18 protein-coding genes and 2 riboswitches are annotated in these 21,503 nt (G+C 49.7%); of the genes, 11 read left to right on the top strand and 7 right to left on the bottom strand.

What is annotated here, in order from left to right; all coding sequences use genetic code 11:
- The first annotated feature begins 554 nt into the window (after nucleotides 1–554).
- On the top strand, nucleotides 555–2,057 hold the full coding sequence (locus IQ256_RS01695) for a hypothetical protein (RefSeq protein ID WP_193853645.1): 1,503 nt from the start codon (nucleotides 555–557) through the stop codon (nucleotides 2,055–2,057).
- 122 nt (nucleotides 2,058–2,179) lie between these two features.
- On the top strand, nucleotides 2,180–3,781 hold the full coding sequence (locus IQ256_RS01690) for a hypothetical protein (RefSeq protein ID WP_193853763.1): 1,602 nt from the start codon (nucleotides 2,180–2,182) through the stop codon (nucleotides 3,779–3,781).
- Nucleotides 3,782–3,800: 19 nt separating this feature from the next.
- Here the strand turns inward: IQ256_RS01690 and IQ256_RS01685 are convergent, their stop codons facing one another.
- Complete coding sequence (locus tag IQ256_RS01685; RefSeq protein WP_193853643.1) at nucleotides 3,801–5,306, bottom strand: sodium:solute symporter family protein; 1,506 nt, start codon at nucleotides 5,304–5,306, stop codon at nucleotides 3,801–3,803.
- Between the two features lie 121 nt (nucleotides 5,307–5,427).
- Nucleotides 5,428–5,546, bottom strand: a riboswitch (guanidine-I (ykkC/yxkD leader).
- A gap of 267 nt (nucleotides 5,547–5,813) precedes the next feature.
- A riboswitch (guanidine-I (ykkC/yxkD leader) is annotated at nucleotides 5,814–5,924 on the top strand.
- Nucleotides 5,925–6,072: 148 nt separating this feature from the next.
- On the opposite strand from IQ256_RS01685, the gene IQ256_RS01680 reads away from it, so the two are divergent.
- From IQ256_RS01680 to hypB, 3 genes are read left to right on the top strand one after another with little or no spacing between them, the layout of a single operon-like run.
- Nucleotides 6,073–7,266: an agmatinase family protein gene (locus IQ256_RS01680; protein WP_193853641.1), complete on the top strand. Its 1,194-nt coding sequence runs from the start codon at nucleotides 6,073–6,075 to the stop codon at nucleotides 7,264–7,266.
- 5 nt (nucleotides 7,267–7,271) lie between these two features.
- Complete coding sequence (gene hypA, locus IQ256_RS01675) at nucleotides 7,272–7,634, top strand: hydrogenase maturation nickel metallochaperone HypA (RefSeq protein WP_193853639.1); 363 nt, start codon at nucleotides 7,272–7,274, stop codon at nucleotides 7,632–7,634.
- Between the two features lie 31 nt (nucleotides 7,635–7,665).
- Nucleotides 7,666–8,346, top strand: a complete 681-nt coding sequence (gene hypB, locus IQ256_RS01670; protein ID WP_193853637.1) for a hydrogenase nickel incorporation protein HypB — start codon at nucleotides 7,666–7,668, stop codon at nucleotides 8,344–8,346.
- A gap of 59 nt (nucleotides 8,347–8,405) precedes the next feature.
- Here hypB and IQ256_RS01665 read toward each other — a convergent pair whose 3' ends face one another.
- On the bottom strand, nucleotides 8,406–8,861 hold the full coding sequence (locus IQ256_RS01665; RefSeq protein ID WP_193853635.1) for a nitrate reductase associated protein: 456 nt from the start codon (nucleotides 8,859–8,861) through the stop codon (nucleotides 8,406–8,408).
- 336 nt (nucleotides 8,862–9,197) lie between these two features.
- Between IQ256_RS01665 and IQ256_RS01660 the strand changes: the two genes are divergently transcribed.
- The 3 genes from IQ256_RS01660 to IQ256_RS01650 all read left to right on the top strand — a co-directional run bounded on the left by IQ256_RS01660 (nucleotide 9,198) and on the right by IQ256_RS01650 (nucleotide 10,541).
- The gene (locus IQ256_RS01660; protein WP_193853633.1) at nucleotides 9,198–9,440 is read left to right on the top strand and encodes a DUF2997 domain-containing protein; all 243 of its coding nucleotides are present in this window, start codon (nucleotides 9,198–9,200) and stop codon (nucleotides 9,438–9,440) included.
- A 121-nt stretch (nucleotides 9,441–9,561) separates the two neighbouring features.
- A complete protein-coding gene (locus tag IQ256_RS01655) occupies nucleotides 9,562–9,954 on the top strand; it encodes a DUF1257 domain-containing protein (RefSeq protein WP_193853631.1) in 393 nt (130 codons plus the stop codon).
- A 149-nt stretch (nucleotides 9,955–10,103) separates the two neighbouring features.
- Nucleotides 10,104–10,541: a ferredoxin gene (locus tag IQ256_RS01650; protein ID WP_193853629.1), complete on the top strand. Its 438-nt coding sequence runs from the start codon at nucleotides 10,104–10,106 to the stop codon at nucleotides 10,539–10,541.
- 42 nt (nucleotides 10,542–10,583) lie between these two features.
- On the opposite strand, the gene IQ256_RS01645 is transcribed toward IQ256_RS01650, so the two are convergent.
- From IQ256_RS01645 to phoU, 5 genes are all read right to left on the bottom strand, one after another.
- On the bottom strand, nucleotides 10,584–12,113 hold the full coding sequence (locus IQ256_RS01645; RefSeq protein ID WP_193853627.1) for a hypothetical protein: 1,530 nt from the start codon (nucleotides 12,111–12,113) through the stop codon (nucleotides 10,584–10,586).
- Between the two features lie 91 nt (nucleotides 12,114–12,204).
- Nucleotides 12,205–13,458, bottom strand: a complete 1,254-nt coding sequence (locus IQ256_RS01640) for a hypothetical protein (RefSeq protein WP_193853625.1) — start codon at nucleotides 13,456–13,458, stop codon at nucleotides 12,205–12,207.
- Nucleotides 13,459–13,633: 175 nt separating this feature from the next.
- A complete protein-coding gene (locus IQ256_RS01635) occupies nucleotides 13,634–14,245 on the bottom strand; it encodes a flavin prenyltransferase UbiX (protein WP_193853745.1) in 612 nt (203 codons plus the stop codon).
- A 71-nt stretch (nucleotides 14,246–14,316) separates the two neighbouring features.
- On the bottom strand, nucleotides 14,317–16,695 hold the full coding sequence (locus IQ256_RS01630) for a ribonuclease R family protein (RefSeq protein WP_193853623.1): 2,379 nt from the start codon (nucleotides 16,693–16,695) through the stop codon (nucleotides 14,317–14,319).
- A 473-nt stretch (nucleotides 16,696–17,168) separates the two neighbouring features.
- Complete coding sequence (gene phoU, locus IQ256_RS01625) at nucleotides 17,169–18,125, bottom strand: phosphate signaling complex protein PhoU (protein ID WP_370623324.1); 957 nt, start codon at nucleotides 18,123–18,125, stop codon at nucleotides 17,169–17,171.
- Nucleotides 18,126–18,589: 464 nt separating this feature from the next.
- Between phoU and psaM the strand changes: the two genes are divergently transcribed.
- The 3 genes from psaM to ribBA all read left to right on the top strand — a co-directional run bounded on the left by psaM (nucleotide 18,590) and on the right by ribBA (nucleotide 21,480).
- A complete protein-coding gene (psaM, locus tag IQ256_RS01620) occupies nucleotides 18,590–18,685 on the top strand; it encodes a photosystem I reaction center subunit XII (protein WP_193853621.1) in 96 nt (31 codons plus the stop codon).
- Between the two features lie 535 nt (nucleotides 18,686–19,220).
- Nucleotides 19,221–19,634, top strand: a complete 414-nt coding sequence (locus tag IQ256_RS01615; protein WP_193853619.1) for a hypothetical protein — start codon at nucleotides 19,221–19,223, stop codon at nucleotides 19,632–19,634.
- A gap of 79 nt (nucleotides 19,635–19,713) precedes the next feature.
- Nucleotides 19,714–21,480, top strand: a complete 1,767-nt coding sequence (gene ribBA / locus IQ256_RS01610; RefSeq protein WP_370623323.1) for a bifunctional 3,4-dihydroxy-2-butanone-4-phosphate synthase/GTP cyclohydrolase II — start codon at nucleotides 19,714–19,716, stop codon at nucleotides 21,478–21,480.
- Nucleotides 21,481–21,503 lie beyond the last annotated feature (23 nt).

Genomic DNA, 21,503 nt, shown 5'->3' with positions numbered 1-21,503 from the left:
CAAGCGACCGATCCCACTCAACAATCCCACTCAACAGTCCCTCTTTAGGCCCCTTTTCAAGAAAGACAGTCGGTCAGCTAAGCGTGGCGTAAATGACTGCTTTATTGTAGCTAGAGGCGCAAAGAAATTAACACCGCATAACAAATTCATAACGGATGAACAACAGATTCATAACGGATAAATAACAGATTCATAATCGGCGATCGCTACTATTCTCAAAGCCCGCAGCAACCGGTTGTAGAAAAACATGTCTAATAGAAACTGACAAATCAAAATAGCAACTTCTGTTTAGATTGAGGTCTAAGTCTTGACGTTTTCTCTAACCTGACGGCGACGTGTTAAGAAATATGAGAAACGTAAACAGTCGTAAAAAATCAATAAGGAGAATTAAAATTATTGACATTATTGGCCTGTCTTGCTGACTAGACAGCGCTTCTTAGACTAAGTGTCTTATCCTTCGTTTCATTTTCCGCAACCGTTCTAGTGCCTCATTAAGCAGGCTCTATTCTAGAAATTCAAAGAGATCCACTACCAAAACAGCTAAAAGCAGCTCTATGAACAAGCTCGCCCTTAATAGACTTCTAGCCCTACCGCTTATCTTAGGTACGCTTTCTGTCTCAGGACTAGGTAAAACTGTCTTGGCCCAGTCTTGGGGAATCATGACTCCGCCTGCTAATGACGCGGCTAATGACGAGACTGTGAATAACCAAGCTGTGAATAACGAGGCTGTCAGCGATGGAACTGTCGATACGACCGCTAATACAAGAGAACCTGCCCCGCTAATTGCAGACATAGCTAACTACGAACAATACGGCGAGGTCATCGACCGCACCAAGTCTATGATCCACGACTCTCAGGCGCAGCAGCTTGCAGACGAAAAAGGGCTGCAGATTATGGACGTGACCTGGGAAGATACGGGCCGCTACGATAACTCTGCCGTTGGCCCTAATATCAGTGATATGACTATTCAAGTCGAGCACCGCGATCCGCGATCTGACCAGTCGCAGCTACACTTGATGCCTGTGATTCGCTATCCTAACTTTAGCGATCGCACTGCCGATATTCCCTTACAAAATCTCTCTGTTCTGACAGGCAATGAAAAAGGTGAAGACGTAGAATCTACTCAGCTCGCAGACGTGCTAGAAGATCTGCGGCGCTACCTGAGCGAGCCAGATTCTTGGGCGGGTCGTAGAAATTCTTTGCTAGCCGAACGCGATTCTCATATCTTAGTCAGCGCACAGGCGGCATTTCTACCCATTCCTGCAAACGGAGAAGCCACCTTTAATCCCGTTTTGTTCAACTATCAGTCTTATCCGGGTGACCCGGCGGTGCTGACTATATTGGCGACTCGCGAGGGCACTAGCGTCACGGTCATTGACAATCAAAGAGACGGCTTTGATACTGGGCGCACCTGGGGGCAAAGATTGTTCTTTAATCAGAATGGCGATCGCGCTTCTTTGACGGGAAAACGCATCAGCGACTTTCGCACCGAGCAAGCTGAACAAGCGGAAACGCTCGAACTTCCGCCTGTCGAAGTGTCAGAAGAGGCCGGGCTCAATATGGTGATGCTGATCCAGGTGCCGCTTAAACAAAAAGAACCCTTCGGCAACTTCGGCGCTCAAAGTGACCTGATGATGCTAGAATCTGCTGCCCCTGAACCTACCGCGCTTTCCAGCAACCGTAGCAATGTCGAAGCGGCTGTCATCAGCCATGGCGAAGTCGAAGGGCCGTTTACCGAAATTGACAACCTCGCCATAGAACGCGATCCAAACTTTCCGATTCGTGTCACCATTCAGTTCTACAAAGCTACCGATAACGGCGTTGTCTCCGCAGCGGACCTAGCCGAAATCGACGAGCAGATTCAGCGAATCTACGACGATGCCGACTATGTGGGTAGCCTGGTCACCGATGGCCGTACGGGTCGCCCAACCGAATACGAAGGCAATCATCAAGAGCCCGAAGACTGGTGGGAAGAATTCTGGAAGCACAGCGAAAACCGTCAGGGAATGGGCCGGGAGGCGGCTTTAGAGCTGCTGAGAAGATTGCGAGGTCAGTAGTCGATAGCAGGATTATTGGCCCGCCGATGCATCTATCTCAAAAGTAATAAGGCGCGATCGCCACGTCGCTCTATAGTTTGTGACAGCCAAATACACTCGACTGAACACAGTTAACTATCGACATGACCCTCTCTTTCGCTAGGCAGACCCTTCGCTATCTGCCTTTGATCACAATAGCGCTACTAGGTTCTGCTGGGTCTGCTCAGTCGGCTGAAGTGATTGCTGGGCCGACCGGAGCGCAGCTGGCTGTGGGTCAACTACCCAACGGTAGCTACCGATTCTGTAGCGAAAGACCCGATGAAGCCGGTCAAGCGATGGGCGCTTGCTTTCGGTTTAGAAAGGAGGCAGAAAACATCACTGGCACCTACTACTATCCCAATACAGGAGCCAGCATCTGCTTTAGAGGCCAGGTGAACAACAACACGTTTAGCGGCCAGGCGATCGAACGATTTTCTACCGGAGAAACCCCGCCAGACGATTTCTCACAGGCTCAGCTATCAAATTGGGATGCAGGCTTTTTGCAAGTAGGCAATGGTTTGTATGTCGATCGGCTAGAACGACGCGACGCCATTTTGTATCGCAGTGCCCTGCTCAACCTGAATAATTTCTATCAGTACAATGCGGGTAAGATTGCTGCGCCTATAAGCTGTCTAACTCGCCCCGGCAGTATCGTCAGCGTCGCCCCAGACTTCAATGATCTAAGAGAAGTAGGTGCTTCTGCTTATTATAATCAGCCTGTCTATCTGGATTTCGGCAGCATTGAGCCTGTTCCGTCTAGTACCGATACCTATTTCTATACAACCCTGATCGGCAGACCCAACCGCCTGAGTGAGACCGAATACCAGGTGGACTGTCAAAACTTGGAAAACGTTCAGGTACTGCGATCGCGCTACTACGACGGTGACGGCGATCTGCAAGAGCTAGAAGTCGTCAACAAAGCCGTTCCTGTCCATCAAGGCAGCCCCTTCGCCGCGCAGCGCTACGCCGCCATCCGCCACGTTTGCCAAGAATACGCCCAGCTCGATATCGATCCAGGCATCGACGCCGCTAGCTATGAACGCTATCGTAATCAGCGCTTTCGCTATAGCCTGCTCTACCCTAGCGGCATTTTGACTCCACAAGGCGAATCGGCTGATGGTGCGGGTCAAACATTCCTCGATGCGGCGGGCGATATCTCGGTGCGCGTCTACGGTGAGCCCAATCAGTCAGAGACGCTCGTAGAGCGCTACGAACAAGCTCAGACGGCTCAGCGTACAACCTATCGAGCGATTACCGACAATTTCTTTGTGGTTTCAGGCACAGATAACGGCAAAGTGGTGTATCGCAAAACGCTGCTAGAAGACGATATTTTTAAAGTATTAGAGATCGAGTACGACCAAGCGCTGCGGCGAGAGTTTGGCCCGGTGGCACAGGCGATCGCAGATTCCTTTGCGTCCATCGTGCCAGAGGCGGGTCTTCGTCAGCTGCCTGAGGCTGTTCAAACCGCAGTCTTAGAGTTGGCCTCTACCGACACAGAAGCAGAATCGGGTGTGTTTGAGATTGTTTCTGTTGAAGAAGAGACTTGGTCTGATGGTTGCTTAGGTCTGCCGCAGCCAGATGAAGTCTGCACGCAGGCGCTGGTTCCAGGCTGGCGAGTGAAGGTAGAAGCTAATCTGCCAGGTGGGCTGATTCAATTCACCTATCGAACCGATGAAACGGGCGATCGCATTCGGTTTGAAGGCTAGCTAGAAGGAAGCGTAGCCGTTACAGCTGAGAGAGGGCGCGCTGTCTCTCGGTGGCTTGAGTCGTCAAAGGAACATAAGTCATATTCGAAACAACAACAAATACAACCAATCCAATGAGAGGACAAATCAGGGTAGGAAACCCGTCAAAACTCTCTGAAAACAAGCCATTGGGGATATAGAACAGCGTATTTTCGGCCCCAAAAACCGTAGGCGTGAGCGCAAACAAGATAATCCGCGTGACAGAGCCGACTAGAATACAGGACAGTGCCCCCTGCCAAGTTGCTTTTGACCAGAATAGCCCGCCAGTCAAAGGCACCACGAGCCCCGCAAAACTAAGGTCAAACGCCAGCGAAAGCAAAACGCCGGTTTGCGGAATTCGAAGCGCAAAGAGAACGCCTACCAACGTGATTGCAACAGCCATTAGCCGGGTGATTTTTAATAGCTGATCGCTACCGCCGCCTGGCCCAGCATGGCCATCGTGACCGTGGCGAATACCCATGACATTGTGAGCAATCACTGAAGAGGTGCCTAGAATAGCCCCATCTGCCGTAGAGAGCGATGCGGACATAATCGACATCACCACCAGCAGTCCGAGGAAAGCGGGAACCACACTACCGAGCAGCGCGAAAAGCACAGGCCCATCAGGAACGACGCCAGCCTGCTCTAAGATTCGGTTGGCAGATAGCGCCACCAAAGAAAACGGAATACCGATGACCAGCGTGCCTGTACCGCCAATAAAGCAAGCACGCCGCGCCGTTTCAGGGCTATCTGCCGCGAATATTCTAGCCATAAAGTCGATGGCCGCCAGGTTACCAATACCCAAAGCCAGTATGGTTGCCCAGTTAATCACCGCGCCAGACTCGGGCATGGTGAGTTGCTCTAGATCCAAAGGTCCTAGACCAGCCGGAACTGTCAAACCAAAATTAGCTGCGATGAACCCTAGCAAAAGGAGAGAGCCAAAGAATGCGATCGCCACTTGAATCGCATCGGTGTAGGCCACTGCAAACAACCCACCAGACACGGTATAAACCAGTACCAAAGCAGCGAGCAGCGTGACGCCGCCAAAGTAGCTCAGTCCTAGAAACGTTTGAAATAGATAGCCGCCCGCTACCAAGTTGCCTGCCAGCAACAACGAGAAACTCACGACCATAATCAGGGCAGCGACTATCTCAGTCAGGCGGCTGTATTTGACGCGGTAAAAATCGGGGAGCGTAATTAGCCCCATCCGATTGAGCGGTTTAGCATAAAAAAGTCCGGTTAAAAACAAACACAGGGCCAGTCCTACTGGCAGTGAAGCTCCTGCCCAAAAGCCAAACTCAGAAGACAAATCTGTATTGCCCAAAGTTGCGTTCGAGTCTACGGACTGAGCCATCAAAGTAGCAGCAGCTAGCGGTAGCACCAGACCTCGACCTGCCACCAAAAAGTTCTCACTATCTCCTTTAATTTGTTTGGAGGCCCAAACGCCGACTCCCAAGGTACCTAAGAGAAATATAATAATTCCCCAAAACAAAATCGGATTTTCCATCTGTTGAATTTCCTGTTTTGAACTCGATTACGGCCAAAGACGTGCGAACTATACGGGACTAAGCAACAACCCAAAATAAAAAAGCCCAGGAAAGAACGCTCACTCATCCAAGTGATATAGTTCCTCCCGGGCTTTTATCCCGCCGTGAACCCAGCAATCAAAGACCGCGCAGGCTGCCTCTCTCGGACCAGACACCTCATCACAAAACTGAGTGAGATCGGAACCCTAGAAGCCAATATTTTTTAATGAGACAGAGCTATAAACACCTTTCTTCCACTTTTCAGAAAAAGACTAGACCCTACAACCTTGTTGGTTAGCGGGACTCTTTGATGTATCGACTCTTGCTATGTTCGCAATCTAACAACAGTCCTATCGGCACAAAAGTGTCGCTTGATACGGATAATCTGCTATCAGCAGCATTTGTCACAGTATCATCACATAAGACAAGTATTGTTAACGATAGCTTGACCGACAAAGAGGCTTCGTCTTATAGTGAGGCCGATTAAAACATAAGACTTCTAGGGTTCCGGTCGAGTTGTTGTGCGCGATGCCTGGGTCGAGAGAAGTCAGGTCAGTCATAATGACTGACTCACACGGCGGGATAAAAGCCCGGGAGAAATTGTAAGAGTGTTATTCACTCCTAATTTCTCTCGGGCTTTTATCTTGGATAATTCCTCGTGGACAATTCCACTGCTGCTGCCAACTTAATATTTGATTTTTAGACTTTAATCTTCTGCTTTTTCTCAATTGCGTTCGAGGTTTTCCCATGACAACTGATTCTTCTAATAATCCTGAATTTCAGAGTCCAAACGGACTGTCTGAAGCAGAGCAAGCGCTAGAACGAGAGGCTCAGCTTCCCCTCACTGGCTGGCAGCAGGAAGTAGATCAAGGTTTGACTTATGGATTAGAAGCTGCTGAAAGTATTCGCGATCGCACCATATCCACATTCTCTAGAGGAGAACTCCCCCACTACGCAGGCATCAATACCTTCATGAAGGCTCCCTACATAGAGGATGTTCGCCTTGTCGGTGACTACGATGTGGCGATTGTGGGCGTTCCTCACGATTCCGGTACCACCTATCGCCCAGGTACTCGCTTCGGTCCCCAGGGCATTCGTAAAATCTCGGCGCTCTATACACCCTACAATTTTGAGCTGGGCGTCGATCTTAGAGAGCAGATCAAACTCTGCGATGTCGGCGATATTTTCACGATTCCTGCCAATAACGAGAAATCGTTTGACCAAATCTCTAAAGGGGTCGCTCACGTTTTTCAATCCGGCGCTTTACCCATTCTCTTGGGCGGCGATCACTCTATTGGGTTTCCTACAGTTCGAGGCATCTGTCGTCATCTAGGGGATAAAAAAGTAGGCATTATTCACTTTGATCGTCACGTCGATACGCAAGAAACCGATCTAGATGAGCGGATGCATACCTGCCCATGGTTTCATGCGACAAATATGGTAAATGCACCCGCAAAAAACCTCGTTCAGCTAGGGATCGGCGGTTGGCAAGTGCCTCGTCCAGGCGTCAAGGTGTGCCGAGAGCGATCGACCAATATCTTAACGGTGACAGACATTACAGAAATGGGGTTAGATGCAGCGGTCGATTTTGCGGTAGAGCGTGCCACCGATGGCACTGACTGCGTGTGGATCAGCTTTGATATTGATTGTATCGACGCTGGGTTTGTCCCAGGAACAGGCTGGCCAGAACCGGGCGGACTGTTGCCCCGTGAAGCACTTTATCTGTTAGGAAAGATTGTGGAAAAAACAACAGTCTGTGGGCTAGAGGTTGTTGAAGTGTCGCCGCCGTACGACGTGAGCGACATGACTGCGCTGATGGCTACTCGGGTCATTTGCGATACTATGGCGCATCTAGTCCTTTCGGGTCAGCTACCCCGTCAGAGCAAGCCTGACTACATCACTGAAACTGCTAACATGAGTCTTGGTAGCGATTGGGAGTAGTCTTTATGCACGAAACCGACATGACCAAAGCTCTGATTTTGACCGTAAAAGACTGGCTATCAGAGCAGTCAGGACACCCTGTAGTAGAGCGAATTCATCTGACGGTAGGTCAGTTCACTTGTGTTGAGCCTGCTAGCCTACAGTTTGCGTTTCGCGCTCAGGTTCAAGGGACATTTTTAGAAAAGAGCGATCTAGTGATTGAAGAGACGCCGCTGCTGGCCTTTTGTCATCCCTGCCAGCAAGAATATCGCCCCGAAATCGGTTTGCAATACGCCTGCCCTGTCTGTCAATCACCTTTAGAAGATATCCTTTCTGGCCGAGAGCTCAAGATCAATCGGGTCGAATTTTCTCAACCGACGTCTGTTTAATAGTTTTCTCTATCTAGGAGATTCGTTCATTATGCACCAAACATTTGACGCGACATTAGAGATGAATTTGCTCCATGCCAATCAGCACGGAGCGGACAAGAATCGTGCTCAGCTAGATAGCTGGGGCATTACCTGTCTGAACTTGATGAGTAGTCCAGGTTCAGGTAAAACCCAGTTACTAGAGAAGACTTTGCAACAGCTCAACTCTGAGCTTCAAATGGCGGTTATCGAAGGCGATATGACTACTCAGCTAGATGCTGAGCGCCTTCGTAGATGCGGCGTTCCTGTTATTGCTATCAACACGGGTAGAGCCTGCCATCTAGACTCTAGGATGGTAGCTGGCGGTCTGCTTCAATTTGCCAACGAGCAACAGCCTAATGAGTTTGATCTAGTCTTTGTTGAAAATGTTGGAAACCTAGTGTGTCCAGCAGAGTTTGAAGTAGGAGAACATGCAAAAGTTGCGCTGTTGAGCGTTACCGAAGGCGAAGATAAGCCGCTGAAATATCCGATTATGTTTCGAGAAGCAGACTGCTTGCTAATTACCAAGATAGATCTAGCGCCCTTCTTAGAGATAGATATCGAAACTATCGTAGCCAACGTCCGTCAGATAAATTCTAAAGCGGATATCTTTCTAGTCTCTGCCAAAACGGGTGAAGGCTTAGATCACTGGCTCGATTGGATACGACAGAAAACGCCAGCTAGCTGCTGCTGATAGCGACGACTCCAGATCAGTCCAAGCTCATATCAGTCCCAACTCATATCAGTCCCAACTCATATCAGCCCGAATTCTTTGACAGCAGGTATAAAGTTTTTGTTTTCGTGGCTAGGTCTACTCAGCTTGATCAGAGCAAACCGCTGTAACTCGCTGAGCTGGGCCCACTGATCTAGTGTTAACGGTACCTGCTGTTCGGCAAATTTATTACATACCGCTTTCGGCACACACGATAGATCGGCCCACGGCGGCTGTGGTTGAGTCGCTAGCGTTTTAGCTGGCGTACCGGTCTGAGCCGTAATTAGCGCCTGCAGTTTCTCTTTGTAAATCCGAGCCTCGGCGGCTGACTGGCAGGGCCAATCTACCAGAGCCTGCCGCTCAGCCTGAGTAAAATGATTCCAATGCTCTAGCTTTAGCTTGACGCCGCAAGTATCTAAGTGATGGCGAACGACCATTGGAATACAGCGCAGCGATCCGACAAAATCTTGCTCAAACTCAAAGAAAGGTGACGCCATAAAGCTGACCAGAAGAAAAAATAGGTTATGAGGAATATTTTTGAAAAATATTGCGCGTTTGCCCTTTTGACGCTTTCGCAAACGTTAAGGGAGCTTTATAGTATTAATGAGTGGTTACTCTCATGTCGCAGCAATACTTGCTAACGAATGTAAAGTTTTGCTGCGACATGACTAGTTTATTTGAGTGAGATTGACTACATTATGAGCAATCTGGTTAGCGACTAGCTTTGTATAGCTGGTTAAAGCGTGGACTTATCCTTCGTAATAGCCGTTTAATCATACGACTTTTTAGTCGCACAGCCTTATAGAGAGCCTTTTAGGGGCCAGTTGAACTTTATGGAAACGCTTGAGTTTGTAATTTATCCAGACGGACGGGTAAAAGAAGTCGTCACCGGCATCGTCGGCGCATCTTGCGCTGAAGTCACTGCTGCAATTGAAGCTCAGCTAGGTGACGTTGTAGCCAATGAGAAAACCTCTGAGTACTATGCTCAACCGGTCCAGGTGTCTAGCACTACTCGTTCATCTGTTGGCGGTTTCACCCAAAACTTTGCCCAAGCTCAGGTCTCTAGCCGCTGGTAGCAGCTTACTAGTAGCAGTGGCCTACTAGCCATGCTCGCCTCTCGACACTGCCTTGGCCATATTATCGCCTTGTTCTTACCATCTTTCACTTTACTTACTGTTTGTTTAGCCGGGTTCTAAAATGTCTCATTTCAGCCAAATTAAAACTAAGCTTCGTAACCTTTCTTCCTTACAGCTAGCGCTAAGCGATGCAGGCGTTCGTTGGCAAGCTGGCCCTAAGGCAGTCAGAGGCTATCAAGGTGATACTCAGACTGCAGAAATCGTCATTGAGCAAGACAATGGCTACGATGTCGGCTTTAAGCAGGATCTAGAAACCGGTAACTACGAACTGGTAGCCGATCTGCAGTATTGGAAGCAGCCGCTGTCTGTGCAAGGCTTTTTGAACAAGGTGACCCAGCGCTACGCTTACCATACTGTCTTGAATGAGTCTGTTGGCCAGGGCTTTCAAGTTTCTGAGCAGGCGACTAATGAAGATGGCTCTATCCGCCTGGTGCTTCAGCGCTGGGGTGCTTAGGCTGAAGTGCTTAATTGGAGTAGCAGAGCTGAGTAGCCCTAAAGCTAGGTGACCTCAAAGCCACGTGATAGATGCCAGGTGATAGATAAAGCTAGCTAAAGTTAGGGAGTTAGAAGGTGAGGACGTGCGTTTGAGTGAGGATAGCACGAGTGTCTGAGAGTCAAGGAATCGATCGTTCGGGTCTGGAGCCAGAATTAGGTGGACAGCTACGATCTGCTCAGCAGCGTACAGGCTTGGAACCTGAGCTAGGAGGCGCTTTTAGGCAAAATGGTGTCTATGTAGACGAGATCTCTTGTATTGGCTGTACGCACTGTGCCCACGTTGCTCGCAACACGTTTTATATAGAGCCTGACTATGGCCGAGCCCGAGTGATTCGCCAAGATGGTGATTCAGAAGCTTTAGTTCAAGAGGCTATCGATACCTGTCCAGTTGACTGTATTCACCGGGTGGACTATACCGAGCTGAAACAACTGGAGCGCGATCGCCTAACGCAGGTAATCCCTGTAGTGGGTTTTCCCGTCGAGAAGGCAGTTATTACCACCCAAAGGCGTCGGCGCAACGCCAAGCTCCATAGAAAGAACAGCTGATTAAAAAACATCTAATCACTGGACGAATTACGACAAGTATCTCTACTGAGTCTCGATCACCTGCACAGTGCCATCGCTATTTAATACGACGCGCAGGGTCGAACTACTGTCGTCTGCATTGGTTAAGAAAGAAGGAGGAGCGGCGCTGGGAAAGAGGCGATCACGCTGTCGTGCTGCTGCTTCATTAATTGCTGTAAAGCTAACCACTTCCCCTGTTGCCGATAGTTTCAGGTCGTATAGCAGCGCGGCCTCGCCTCCCCCCTGCCAACGCTGCTGAAAATAAGTTTGAACCTGGCCCACCGTAGACGTAGTTTGGGGTATGAATGCAGCAGGCGGCGCGGCGCTCGGTGCTGAAGCAACGGCACTGCGAGCAGGCGCACTACTCATTTCGCTGTGGCTAAGAGATTCGCTTTCAGCGATCTCAACATCGGCTTGTGGTGTTACTTCATCTGTTCCTGACGTATCTAGCTCTAACTCACTTATCTTCAAGTCATCTGCTTCTAGCTCATCGGCTTCTGGCGCTGCCTCAGACTGCTCGGCAAACAACGGCTCTGTATCGGCTTCTGAGATAGCAGGCGATGGTGCGCTAGTTGTTGTCTGCGTAGGATTCTGCGTAGAAGATGGAGGCGCAGGCTCTGTAGCCTGTGCGACTGGATCTCGTGGATCGCGCGTTGGCCTAGCGGGTGTTCTAGGTAGAGGCTCAGTCGCCTGAGTGGATAGGCGGTCAGATGAGAGATTAGGTACAGAAGACTCTGTGTCAGTTATGCCTGTGTCGGCTGTTTCTATGCTGGCTGATTGAGTGTCGGCTGACTGAGTCTCATCCGCCGAAGTATCTTCTTCTAAAGTGGGTTCTAGTGACTGGGCAGTTTCTGATTCAGATACTCTAGCACTGGTCGCTACCTCATTTGCCACCGTCAGGTCTTGCAAGTTGGATTGCCTGTACCAAAGCGCTGTAGTCAAGCCAACAGCCGCTAGAGCAGCGGCGGCTGAGCTGGCCCATCGGTCTACCCGATTTCTCCGTCTGCGCGGGAGGCGTACAACGTTAGTCGATGGATCGGTTTGGCGATCGCGAATCGTTGGGAGCAAAATAACATTTTCGCTAAGCTGTTCCGTCAGCTCTTCTGCCAACAGTGAGGGCAGCGTCAGGATCGCCTGCTCATATTGACTAAGCACTGTATTGAGATCGCAAAGCTGGAGATAGCTCAGCGGCTGCGAATAGTTAAATCCTGAAGGGTAGGTGAACGTCTCAGCACTCAGTGATTCATTTCTGGTTAGCCCACCGAGAGCAGCAACAGCCAATGTCTGACGGGTTTGAGTTTGAATATATTGGGCGATCGATTGAAGTAACGTGCGATCGCCCTCGGCAACTAGCCGCTGAGACGCCTGCCTCTCGTCTGCATGACTACTATCTCTATAGCTCATGGCAGCATCGTCTGATAGCCATAGCCTAAACGTCACACTGTTAGTCACTAGCCGATCTGACCACTGCGATAGCGCTGATGGCTGCACCTCAACTTCTAGCAGGCAGCCACCAGCGATGTAGCGTTGTTTCGTTGGCTCGGCAGCAGGCATAACCATTTAGGAATTGAACGCACCTATCAAACAATAGCGGCTAAGGCAGGGATGATTTCAACTAGTTACGGATATGGAAACAGCCAAACTGCTATGAATAATACCTGTCGTCTTCGGCATCATCTAACGACGGTTCATCTAGCGGCGAGCCATCTAGCGGTTTAGAGGGAGGGACAATTACTCGATAATCTGCTTCATAGACGCCGTCCGGTCCGATTTCGTCAGTCGGCTGGCTCGGATCTAGATAGTCACCTCTGGGTGGATAGTCATCGGCATAGCCATCGGCATAACCATCGGCATAGTCAGCCGCTGCCGATTGCGGCTCCCCGCTTTCATATAGGCTATCGCCGTAGGTGCGTCTACTGCCAGGTTGAGCAGAGCCAGTCTGCGGCAAATCACCATAGTCATCATCAAAATGCTCCCAGCCGTAGTCTAGTTCATCGCTATACGACTCGGTGTAGTCAGACCTAGAAGAAGGTACTGACGGCTGCCGCGCCTCGTTTTGATTATTCCAGCCAGTAGCAATATCATCGGCTATTCGCCCTACGTTAGTGCCAGCGCTCTTGCCAAACTTGAATAGGCTGTCGATACCCTCTTCCACGACCGAAGGTTTGATCGCTTCCCAGTCATTGATGTGCTCTGCAGTTCGTCTCTCACCCCAGTCGTCTCCAACGGGTCTTTCGTCTAGGGGCTGCCTATTAGAGTGCCGCTTATCTGGCCGTTTATTGGAGCCTTCAGACATCGTACCTTCTCGATTCTGACTCTTCTTGCTGACGAAAGGCAAGCTGCTTTTTAATGAGTCAACGAACGTACTGCCTGGTGCCGGCTGCGAGCTATCCTCGACGTCATAGCTCTCTCTTGGCAGATTTTGATAGGTTTCTCTGGTCAAGTCTTGAGGCGAATCTTGAGGTCTAGGTGGCCGGTCAGCAGGCGGGCGGTCAATATCTGGCGCGGGTTCGCTGATAGGAGGGGGGGAAACAAAGGCATCCGAAACGTAGTCCGAATCATAGCTGGACGAGGCATAGCCCGCAGAGGATGGGGTCGATGAAGGCGATGGCGTAGCCGTCGGATACGAGGGTGAGTTACTAGGGCCAGAATCAGGATAAGGCACACGCCGACCCATGGGCTTGTACTTGCTCTGCGGTGGACGCCGCCAGCCGATGAGCCCATATAGTAGCAGCGTGATCAATGCGCCCAGACAAGCTGCGATCGCCAACAGCAACCCGAATGGCACAGCAGGCAAGCCACCCCCCAAGAAAGTGAGCGCAATCATCGGCGTTCTGTTTTGAACAGCCAAGACAATCAAAGCAGCGATGGGTAACAGCAGGATAACCAAACGGGGCATGATTAAGTCTCTCCAAGGTAGGTATCAGTGCTAGGTGCTGACTATTGGACAATGACCCTCAAATGTTGACACGGACAGATGCCGACATAAATAATGTTGCCACGAATAGATGTCGCCAGGAATAGATGTTGATATGCGACGATCACACCGGACGCTTGGTTTTTCTTTCCGTTGGCTATTTTTCTTTCCATCGGCGTAGGGGTACGCAATCTATCGCTAGCTGATCTAGCGCTCTAGCAACGACAAAGTCGACGAGATCATCAATAGTCTGTGGCTGGTGATACCAAGCGGGTATAGCAGGAACGATTCGGACACCAGCCTCGGCCAGTGCGCTCAGGTTACGAAGATGAATTAGGCTAAAAGGCGTTTCTCTTGGTACTACAACCAGCGGACGGCCTTCTTTGACCTGCACATCTGCTGCTCGCTCTAACAGATCTGAGCTTAGGCCCGCCGCGAGCTTGCCGACTGTGCTCATGCTACAGGGCATTACAATCATACCGCGAGCCCGATATGAACCGCTGGCAATGCTCGCGCCGACATCTCCCCATGCATGGCAGCGCAGTTTGCCAGCAGCGGCAACATCGGCCTGCTTTCGCCACCAGTCTTGTTGCTGGTCTATATTAGTGGGCATCGGCGTGCCGTGCTCTTGCTGCCAAACTTGCTGAGAGGCACGAGAGGCCACCAGGTCAATGGTGTAGTCGGTGCTGAGCAGGTGCTTTAGCGCGCGCACAGCGTAGATCATGCCAGAAGCCCCGCTGATGCCAAGAATCAGAGGACGCGAGGGGATAGAAGTAGTGGGTGATTGAGCAGCGCTAAAATCAGGGGATGGGCGCGAGGAAGAGTTTGTCACTTGATATTCTATTCTTCTTCACCGGGTTCACCGTCATCCTCACCAGCTTCGCTGCCGCCGCCAACGGCAACTAGATCGATCTGCTGGCGATAGTAGTCAACGCTTTTGACTTCGACTTCGACGCGATCGCCCAGCCGATATTGCTGACGATTTTTCCGACCTACCAGCTTCTGCTGCCGAGAGCGGTATTCATACCAATCATCTTTTAGCGAGCTGACATGCACTAGACCTTCTACCAGCAGCTCTTCAAGTTCTACAAAGAAGCCATAGGACTGTACACCTGTAATCAAACCGTGAAAGACCTCGCCCGTGTGCGCCTGCATAAAGGCTGCTTTTTTCAATCCTTCTAGGTCTGATTCGGCATCTTGAGTAATTCGCTCGCGTTCGGTCAGCTTGATCGGGGCGCGGGCGAGCTGTTCTTCCATTTCCTGCTGAACAGCAGAGGGTAAGACGCTCCAGTTGATCTTGCCGTGACAGGAGCTATGGCGAAGATTCACGCTGTCTTTGGAGCGGCTAGAGCGACGATCGCGCCCATGCTTAAAGACCGCATGTAGCAATCGGTGAACCAGCAAATCAGGGTAGCGCCGTACGGGCGATGCAAAGTGAGTATAGGCATCGTCTATAGCTAAACCAAAGTGAGGACCGGGCTGAGCGCTATAGAGAGGGGGCTTTAAAGTGGCCAAAAGTAGATAGGTCAGTACCTTCTCAGATTTGGACTCAGCAAACTGCTCAGTAAAGTTACGATAGTCGCTAGCTTTTACCTGCTCTGCATCTTCTAGCTGAATGTTAAGCTCCATATTGTTAGCTAGCTTTACTAGCTCTTGCACATCCGCTAGCTCTGGTGTCCGATGAACTCGGTACAGTCCTGGAATGCCTAGCTCTTTGATGTGCTTTGCTACTAGATGATTTGCCAGCAGCATAAACTCAGTCACGATGATCCGCGCTGGCATATGGTCAGAGACAACCATAGCCCCCAACGAGCCCTCATCGTCATACTGAAACTTAGGCGAAAGGTATTCTGATAGCCCCTCTGCCTCATCAGGAAACTCATGCTGAGGCAAGTTCAGCTCAAAAGACCCTCTTTCATGACGGCGCTGCTTGACCTCTTGAGACAGCTGATACAAACTGTCAATGAGATCCATCACTGGCTCAAATTCTTCGATGTCATCTTGACTAAAGCCTAGCTTTTCGAGCTCTTCATCCTCTTCTCTCACTAAAATGGCCTGGGCTTGATCATAGGTAAGCTGATGGCCAACTTGAATGACGCTAGGCTGAATTTCATACTCTAGTACCTGACCGTCATCATCTAGCGTAATCAGCACAGAGATTGCCAATCTGTCCTTGTCAGGAACTAGAGCGCACAGGGCGTTTGGAATCGGCGGCGGCAGCATCGGCACGATCTCATCGCCTAGATAAACGGCCATTCCTCTAGATCTAGCGGCCCGATCGATCACGTCATTGGGCTGGACATAGTGCGCTACATCAGAAATATGAATGCCCAATCGGCGATAGCCATCATCTGTGATGTCTAAACTGATAGCGTCGTCAATGACTTTCGCGTTCGTTCCATCTATTGTCAGCGCTGCATTTTCTGTCAGATCCAACCGGCCTTTGGTATCCGACTTTCGCACTCGATTTGGCAGACCGCGCGCGGCAATAAAAACATCTTCTGAAAAAATCCGGGGCAAATCGTGTTTGCAGTAGACAATGTCTATATCAGCCGCGTCTTCAGCGTCGCTGCCTAGAATGCGAGAAACTCTTCCCTGTGGTGGGTACTGGGCGATAGGGTAGCGGGTGATTTCAACGTGGATCAGATGGTCAATCGCCTCACTCAAATCATCTTCGCTTTCAGTGATATCTAGTTCAAATAGCAGTCTGTCATCGAGTGGAACGGCTGTGAACTTACTAGGTACGCCATCTGCTGTCGTTTCTTCTGTTGTCGTTTCATCAGCTTTTACGCCAGCTTTTACTTTAGCTAGAACTGACTCATTGGCCCTTTCTAAAACTAGCTTGACCTCGCCTTCAGGGCTGCGCCGCCTGCTGCCATCTTTGGTGACTTGGACTAGAACGCGATCGCCATTCCAGGCCGTATTTAGCTGCGATTCTCTCACATAGATATCATCTGCGCCTTCTTCATCTTGAATTGCAAAGCAGAATCCTTTGCTAGAGCACCTGAGCTTACCTTCTATGACATCTTCGTCCTCGAGTTTGCGGTACTTGCCACGGGATTTTTCTAGGACATTGGTACGCTCCAACACCGTGAGCGCTATTTGCAAATCTCGCACTGCCTCTTCAGTATTACAGTTGAGCTTTTTCTCTAGAGTTTTGACGGTAACTAACTTATCGCTAGACAAGTTAGCTAATAGTGACGCAATCGAAAATTCCATGTAGCGATGAATCCTTGAGTGAATCCGTTATTTCGGATGGTGAAGCTATTTGTTGCTGGCAGCCCAAGGTAAGAAAACAGCAGGCAAGCGCTTAGCTACCTTTAGCAAGCTAGTTAATCAGCTAGCTAGTGGACAGAGGTAATCGGACGAAAAATAGATCGAGAAACAGTGTTATTTTGATCGCGCTACCGTAACTTAGGATACCGTGGCTTAGATACTGCGGCTCAAGTGCCGTGGTTAAAATGCCGTAATTGCAGTCGAGATGCACAAGCACAACATTCGAGCGAAAGCCTATCGAATCGACTTAAACCAAACCACCTCAAACTGAATTATTCAAACTATACTTCCTAACCCAACTTCCTAACCTACAGCCCTCTTATGGTTCCGTACTAGGTCAGCGCTGTCAAATATTTTAGTCAAATGTCCTAATCAGACAGAGCCTGCCTAATGCACTTTAGCGTACTCTACTTGCTCTAGTGACGCTCGCCAGTCACCACAAAACTGACTCGCTTGCCAACGTTAGTAGCGTGATCAGCAATCCGTTCTAGAGCACGGATAATCAGCACTAATAAGACAATTGGCTCAACCGAACCTGCACTCAGTGGTGTGTTGACTAGCTGCTGATATAGCCGCTCGTAGTCGTCGTCCACAACGTCGTCTTTGTGTTTGAGCTGTACGCCTGCTTCGGGATTGAGCTCGGAGAGCGATCGCAAGCACAGCGCCACCATAGATCGACACCTATCTAGCATGACACCGATCTCTTGCATAGACTCATGAACCGGATAGGGAAATAGCTTGATTGCAGAGTTGCCAATGCTCTTGCTATAGTCTCCGATTCTTTCTAAATCGCGCACGATTTGCATAAACGCGCTGACTAGCCGCAGATCCTGTGTGACTGGCGCTTCTAAGTTCAAAAGGTTGGTACAGTCCACCTCAATTTGACGATAGAGCGCATCGATCTTTTTATCTTGGACAGGGATGCGTTTGGCCGCGTCTAGGCTGCGATCGCACAGAGCTTCTTTGGCTAGTAAACAAGAATTTTCAACTAGCGCTCCCATTTTCAGGACTTCTCGCTGTACTCGGATAATCTTACGATCTAAGCTAGGACGGCTAATCGACGGCGTGGCTATCCTAGCAGCAAGCTGCTTAGAGTCCGGCTTAGCGGCTGCGCTTTTTTGCCCGTTGGCATTTTCTTGCCCGTTAGCATTTTCTTGCCCATTAGCATTTTCAATCATACTGCCCAGGCCGGTTCTGCCTTCACTGATGTTGTTTCCTCCTATCGTTGCTGATTTTTTACACTGCTGTTTTCCGCATTTGTGGAAAGAGAGCTTGAGCTGCCCATAGGTAATCTCGATTGATGGATTTAGATTAATAGCATTTAGAGAACCGACACGCTTACACGCTTGAAAGAAGAATAACTTTACCCTCATAGAAAGCAACTCTGATCGGATAAGCATCAAACACATCAAGGGTTAGATTTTGGGATGCTTACAATCTTTGAGCTGTTTACAAAGCTAGCAAAAACGCCAGTTTACATCGCTTATAATCACCAATACTGTTATAGCTACCTGTCTATCGCTCCGTCTTAATCTTTCACTCTGTCCTATCTTTTGCCCTAATGGCTTACGCTATTTTCTAGTGTGGCCTTTCTTTACTATATCCCTACTACATATAGTGGGAGAGCGTACAGATGGCTGTTGTTCAGACGACATCCGCCCACTGATACGCGCACTGAATACTAGTTAGCCGAAGAAAATGCTGAAGTCTGTGACATAGAAACCTAGTCGGAGAGCCTCTGTGTAACAGTTAGTAACTAACAGGATCACATATTGACAATTTAAGAAAGAATTATGTAGAGCGTTACTTTAGGTTTCAAGTAAGGATAATAATTACCATGGCATTATCAGACTCTCAGATATTTTTGGCGCTGGGTCTAGCCCTTATTCCCGGCTTTTTGGCATTGCGCTTAGCCACTGAACTCTACAAATAAGGCCTTACGAAGAAGCCTTACGAAGAAACGGCTCCTACGAAAACTCCTACGAGAAGTAGGGTTTTATGGATAAGGGAATGCCTACTTTTGCTCTGCTCGTCAGCGGATGTGCTCTTAACGGCTACACATCTGACAGCCGTATGTAGTCCTAGAAGTGGTGGATCAACGTTAGAAGCAAACGTTGGAAGCATCTGTAGCAAAAGCATCTGTAGCCACAACCGTCCATTCATCCATATCCAATTCATCCATATCCAGAGTAGGAAGCTTCTAATAGTAATCTCCCAGTTGATAGCTCTAACAAGCTGTTGGCTGGGAATTTTTATTAGGAAGGGCTTTTTAGGCAATCTTTCCTCAAGCTTCCGGTGTTCTGACAGTAGAATTCGACACTTAGAACCCAAAAAATACTTTGAAGCACTTGCAAACTATGGGAAATTGTCCATAATGTGTGCGAGTATCATCTGAACCGTAATTCCCCGGACGATACTATCTACACCGTCCGTTATGATCAGCTCGCTATTTTGGTAGTCACCGCTCTATGAACGCTGCTAAGCGCCCGATTTCTTCTTCGTCTCAGTCTCTTCAATCAAAGCCTCTCCAAATAGCTCATCCAACCAAACCTCGACGTTCTTATCAACCTAGAAGAGTCCCTTTTTCGGGTGTACGGCGAGCGATCGCATTCGAGTCTTCGGTCAAACTCACCGTCAATTTACTGCTGACCGTTATTGCCAGCACCACGATTGCTAAGCTAGTGCCCTACTACCAGGCTCAGCAAGAGCGGTTAGGCACCTTACAGCACTCTGTTGCCCAAGAGAAGGAAAAAAACGCCGAATTGCGAGAGCAGTTCGATCGTAACTTCGATCCGGCCCAAACCGCGCAAATCATGCAGGAGCAGAGCGGCATGGGCTATCCAAATCAGAAAAAAGTAATTTGGACAAAGCCACTAGACTAAGAGCATCCTCTAGCCGCCACAACTTCTGCGAATGAAGCAACCCTGGCGATACAATCGAAAAGCAAGACTTTTCTAGATTGTGCAAGGAACGCCCGTGGTAGATGCCCGTAACGATGGCCGCTCGAATGATAGCTTTCAATTTGATTCGATAGAGGACGCGCTCGCTGATCTAACGGCGGGGCGTTCTGTGGTGGTAGTCGATGATGAAGATCGCGAGAATGAGGGCGATGTGATTTGCGCCGCTCAGTTCGCCACCCCCGATATGATTAACTTTATGGCAGTAGAAGCCAGGGGCCTGATCTGCCTAGCCATGACAGGAGAGCGTCTAGATGAGCTCGATCTGCCGCTGATGGTCACTAATAGCCCATTTGAAGACGAAAGCGAACAAACAGCCTTTACCGTCAGCATTGACGCTGGCTCGAAATGGGGCGTGACTACGGGAATCTCTGCCGAAGATAGAGCGCGAACTATCCAGGTTGCCATCAATTCCAAATCGACAGCGCACGATTTAAGAAGGCCCGGACACATCTTTCCGCTACGGGCTAGAGAAGGCGGTGTGCTAAAGCGAGTTGGACATACTGAGGCAGGCGTGGATCTAGCTCGCCTAGCAGGGCTTTATCCGGCGGCTGTTATCTGCGAGATCTCCAATCCTGACGGCTCTATGGCTAGGCGACCAGACCTGATCGACTATGCCAAGCGACACGAGCTGAAGTTCATCAGCATTGCGGATCTAATCAGCTATCGACTACGACACGAAAGGTTTGTTAAACGCGAGGCTGTCGCTGAAATGCCTTCTAAGTTCGGTAGTTTTAAGGTGTATGCCTATCGCAATCAGCTAGATGGCTCTGAACATGTGGCCCTAGTTAAAGGCGATCCCGCGACGTTTGCCCAGGAGCCAATCATGGTGCGAATGCATTCTGAATGTTTGACTGGAGATGCGCTGGGATCGCTGCGGTGCGACTGTCGCATGCAGCTTCAGGCCACGTTAAAAATGATTGAAAGTGCGGGTAAGGGCGTCGTGGTCTATCTGCGCCAAGAAGGTCGCGGAATTGGCCTGGTGAACAAGCTAAAGGCGTATTCCCTTCAGGATATGGGCCTAGATACCGTCGAGGCGAATGAGCGACTTGGTCTACCTGTAGACCAGCGCAACTACGGCATGGGCGCTCAGATTCTGATGGATCTCGGGATCAGCCAGTTTCGATTAATCACTAACAACCCTCGTAAAATTGCTGGACTCAAAGGCTATGGGTTAGAAATGGTCGATCGAGTCCCGCTGCTAATTGAGGCGACTACTTACAATGCTGGATATCTGGCGACCAAGGCGAAGAAGCTGGGCCATTTTTTATTGCAGACTTATCTGGTGACGGTGGCGATCCAGTGGAGCAGCGCCGAGGATCTCAGTCGAGATACGGCTGCCGAGCGCTATGAAAAATTGGAAAAGCTCCGCCAGATAGGCGAAAAGCATGGCCTCTTGCTCCAGGAAGAGGCTCGCTCTGTGGCGGTAGCGGTATTCGGTCAGATGCCGCTGATCGCTCATTTAGGACTAGACCAACCTGGTTTAACCAGTGAACGCTGGTACAAAGATTCTACGCATCCTTATGTGCGGGCGATCGCATCGCTTTTAGATGAGCTTATCTGCTGGCAAGACATTGAACAGTTGGAGTTCTTAGTCTCTGATGGTGGCGATCCCTTTACCCAGCTCAAAGTTCGGCTCGCTCGCCAGATCTTTCCGCTAGCTACAAGTAGCACAGACGGCACGAAGCAGCAGAGTGTCATACCTAGCGAGATCTGCCAGCATCTAGATACGCAGCAAATCTACGTTTTTTCCCAGCACTCTTCTACCTAGAGTTCTTCTATCTAGGCTTCTGT

Source organism: cf. Phormidesmis sp. LEGE 11477, from assembly GCF_015207105.1.
In the GTDB taxonomy this organism is placed as follows: Bacteria; Cyanobacteriota; Cyanobacteriia; order Phormidesmidales; family Phormidesmidaceae; genus Phormidesmis.
Note: the sequence above shows the minus strand (reverse complement) of the source record. Positions and strands in the feature narration are given on the sequence as shown.

Excerpts from the sequence above, each read along its gene's own strand:
- IQ256_RS01695 (WP_193853645.1), top strand. The coding sequence starts at position 555 with ATGAACAAGCTCGCCCTTAATAGACTTCTAGCCCTACCGCTTATCTTA.
- IQ256_RS01690 (WP_193853763.1), top strand. The coding sequence starts at position 2,180 with ATGACCCTCTCTTTCGCTAGGCAGACCCTTCGCTATCTGCCTTTGATC.
- IQ256_RS01685 (WP_193853643.1), bottom strand. The coding sequence starts at position 5,306 with ATGGAAAATCCGATTTTGTTTTGGGGAATTATTATATTTCTCTTAGGT.
- IQ256_RS01680 (WP_193853641.1), top strand. The coding sequence starts at position 6,073 with ATGACAACTGATTCTTCTAATAATCCTGAATTTCAGAGTCCAAACGGA.
- hypA (WP_193853639.1), top strand. The coding sequence starts at position 7,272 with ATGCACGAAACCGACATGACCAAAGCTCTGATTTTGACCGTAAAAGAC.
- hypB (WP_193853637.1), top strand. The coding sequence starts at position 7,666 with ATGCACCAAACATTTGACGCGACATTAGAGATGAATTTGCTCCATGCC.
- IQ256_RS01665 (WP_193853635.1), bottom strand. The coding sequence starts at position 8,861 with ATGGCGTCACCTTTCTTTGAGTTTGAGCAAGATTTTGTCGGATCGCTG.
- IQ256_RS01660 (WP_193853633.1), top strand. The coding sequence starts at position 9,198 with ATGGAAACGCTTGAGTTTGTAATTTATCCAGACGGACGGGTAAAAGAA.
- IQ256_RS01655 (WP_193853631.1), top strand. The coding sequence starts at position 9,562 with ATGTCTCATTTCAGCCAAATTAAAACTAAGCTTCGTAACCTTTCTTCC.
- IQ256_RS01645 (WP_193853627.1), bottom strand. The coding sequence starts at position 12,113 with ATGCCTGCTGCCGAGCCAACGAAACAACGCTACATCGCTGGTGGCTGC.
- IQ256_RS01640 (WP_193853625.1), bottom strand. The coding sequence starts at position 13,458 with ATGCCCCGTTTGGTTATCCTGCTGTTACCCATCGCTGCTTTGATTGTC.
- IQ256_RS01630 (WP_193853623.1), bottom strand. The coding sequence starts at position 16,695 with ATGGAATTTTCGATTGCGTCACTATTAGCTAACTTGTCTAGCGATAAG.
- phoU (WP_370623324.1), bottom strand. The coding sequence starts at position 18,125 with ATGAGGGTAAAGTTATTCTTCTTTCAAGCGTGTAAGCGTGTCGGTTCT.
- psaM (WP_193853621.1), top strand. The coding sequence starts at position 18,590 with ATGGCATTATCAGACTCTCAGATATTTTTGGCGCTGGGTCTAGCCCTT.
- IQ256_RS01615 (WP_193853619.1), top strand. The coding sequence starts at position 19,221 with ATGAACGCTGCTAAGCGCCCGATTTCTTCTTCGTCTCAGTCTCTTCAA.